The sequence below is a fragment of the Bacillota bacterium genome, assembly GCA_012837285.1.
Lineage (GTDB): Bacteria > Bacillota > DTU030 > DUMP01 > DUMP01 > DUNI01.
In genome coordinates this window covers 1-2,366 of record DURJ01000178.1, presented here as the reverse complement: position 1 = coordinate 2,366, position 2,366 = coordinate 1, and the positions used below count along the sequence as shown (strand labels likewise).

General features: G+C 49.7%; 3 protein-coding genes. 1 reads left to right on the top strand and 2 read right to left on the bottom strand.

From position 1 onward, the window contains the following. Both GX016_10160 and GX016_10155 read right to left on the bottom strand, forming a co-directional pair. Window positions 1-401: C_GCAxxG_C_C family protein (locus GX016_10160; GenBank protein HHT71906.1), on the bottom strand; the 401-nt coding region annotated here is incomplete at its 3' end. Between the two features lie 129 nt (window positions 402-530). After that, on the bottom strand, window positions 531-1,091 hold the full coding sequence (locus tag GX016_10155) for a hypothetical protein (protein HHT71905.1): 561 nt from the start codon (window positions 1,089-1,091) through the stop codon (window positions 531-533). Window positions 1,092-1,294: 203 nt separating this feature from the next. Between GX016_10155 and GX016_10150 the strand changes: the two genes are divergently transcribed. Beyond that, window positions 1,295-2,122, top strand: coding sequence for a DegV family protein (locus GX016_10150; protein HHT71904.1), 828 nt, complete (start codon window positions 1,295-1,297; stop codon window positions 2,120-2,122). Window positions 2,123-2,366 lie beyond the last annotated feature (244 nt).

Here is a 2,366-nt window from a genome sequence, read left to right as displayed (position 1 = left end):
AGGAGGTCGCTAAGTAAATCACTGAGTATCTGGGCCGCCTTTAGCACTACTGGCCCGCATTTTTCTCTGTTGTTTGGGTCGCGGAGATCGCGGCAATGCAAGGACCCCAGCTCTTGTTCCGCTTGCCGGCAGAATTTTTCGCAACTGCCTTTTAGCTTTGGATTACGCGGATCATCCGGCCGTCGTCCGTACCTATGACCCAGAGCCACGATACCGCCGGCCACGGCACCGCACAAGTCTTCTACCCCGGCACCACCGCCGAAGCCGCCGGCTAGCCGGTTGCCAAGTTCCAGTTCCTCTGGGTCGATACCCACTTTGTGGGCGTAGGCTTGCCAAACAGCTTCAGCGCAGTTGGCTCCGGCTAAATAGATGGCCTGAGCTTGTTGTGCCATTTTGCTCATTTTGGCTTCTCCCCTTTCGATCTTGCTGTTCTAACCTAGCTTATTACAAAAACTGAGTTCTGGCCACACTGTCAGCATAAAAACGGGGCCGCAACGGTGTTGCTAAGGACGCCACCTATTGGGCAGGTCTTATTCCGATACCCCCTCGCCAACGTCGGGGATCTGCAGACGGCCGACTTTGCCGCTGACACCGGTGACGTTTTTTACAGCCATATTGACCTGGCCGTATTCCTCCAGACTCTCTTGTAGTTCGGGTAGGTTCTTGCGGGGAATGATAATGTTTAAGACTAAACGATCCTTCCCTTGCAGCCCGTACCCTAGTCCAGTAGCCACGGAGTAGCCTTTGTCTCTAAGCCGGTCTGCTACATTCTTGCCTTCCTTCGGATGTTTGTACACAGTGACTTCCAGCAAGCCCACGGCTAATTTCTTTTCGATGAGGTTCCCCAGACTCACTCCGGCTATTCTTCCCAGAGCAAAGACCAAGATGTAGTCAATACTGGAAGATGTAGCCACCAGTCGAAAAGCATAAGCAAAGATGACGGCATCCAAAAATGTGGTCACATACACCGGGACGATGATGCGGTTGCTGAGAAAAATGGTTTTTAACGTACTTAGACCGGTGCTTATACAATTGAGACAAAAAAGTATTACTAGTTGTTGATACAAAGTCTTGTTTTCACCTCCTTTCAAATAAAATACCCCTGTCGCAAAAACAGGGGCAATCCGCTTAAATTGGTAACCCGCTTGGACACTGTGCCCTAGTATATCACACTGGCGCCCTGTTGGCAAAAATTTTGCAGCTTAAGGAAAAACCGGGGGAAAAAAGGAAATGCTATCTTATTGACGAACTTTATACCAGCAGGCTTGCGAACGAAATCTAGGGAGGAAGGAAATTGCTCCGGCTTGTTACCGACAGTTCTGCGGATCTACCCAAGGAACTGATTCAGAAACATGAGATCGAGGTGGTGCCCCTTAAGGTGCTGGTGGGCGGTAAAGAGTACACCGAAGGGGTTGATATTACCCCGCATGAGTTTTACCAACGGATGTTTGCAGCCAGTACTCTACCTAAGACATCGCAGCCGTCGCCGGCAGATTTCGCCCAGGTTTTTCGCCGCCTGTCGGCCGAGGGCGATAACATTCTTTGTCTGACCATTTCTTCTAAACTCAGCGGTACATATCAATCCGCTTGCACTGGAAACGAGATGGTTGGAAACAAAGCTGTTGTGTTCGATACTTTGGCCGGCTCTTTGGGCCACGGGCTCCAGGTACTTAGAGCGGCAGAATTGGCGGCGACAGGCAGTTTGCTTGATGATATCGTTAAGGAGTTGGAGGTTTTTCGAGCGGACATGACCATCCTGATTCTGCTGGATACCCTGGAGAACATTGTAAAGGGCGGCCGGCTCAGCCAGTTTCAGGGTTCGTTGGCCAAGGTCCTGAATATTAAGGTGCTGTTGGAAGGGGTTGAAGGCGCCGTTGAGCTCAAGAAGAAAGTGCGGGGCCGAAGGCGATTTCTCAACCAAGTCATTGAGATTATCGGTGAAAGAAGAAGCGATCTGGCCCAGCGGACTTTCGGCATCACCCACGTGGATAACCTAGAAGACGCGAATTTCTTAAAAGATGCTATCTTGACGGAGTATAAGCCTAAAGATGTGATTATAAATACCATGGGATCCACCATGGCCACTTATGCTGGGAGAAACGGCATGATTGTGTCTTTTTAAGCTAGACAGCGCCGGCACTTGGAAACACTCCAAGTGCCGGCTTTTTCGTTCTTATCAGGGCAATAGCGATGCAGCCTTAGTAGTACGCTCTATTTCTGTCTATAGCTGTTTGGCTTCTAGTCCTTTATGTCTGTTATAAGTCTGCTGTGATTTACTTAGCTGGAATCTGGTCGTCACCGGTGATGCGCTTATCAACCTTAAGGATGTGGTTTTCGATCCAGGTGACGACAAAATCTAAAATGTT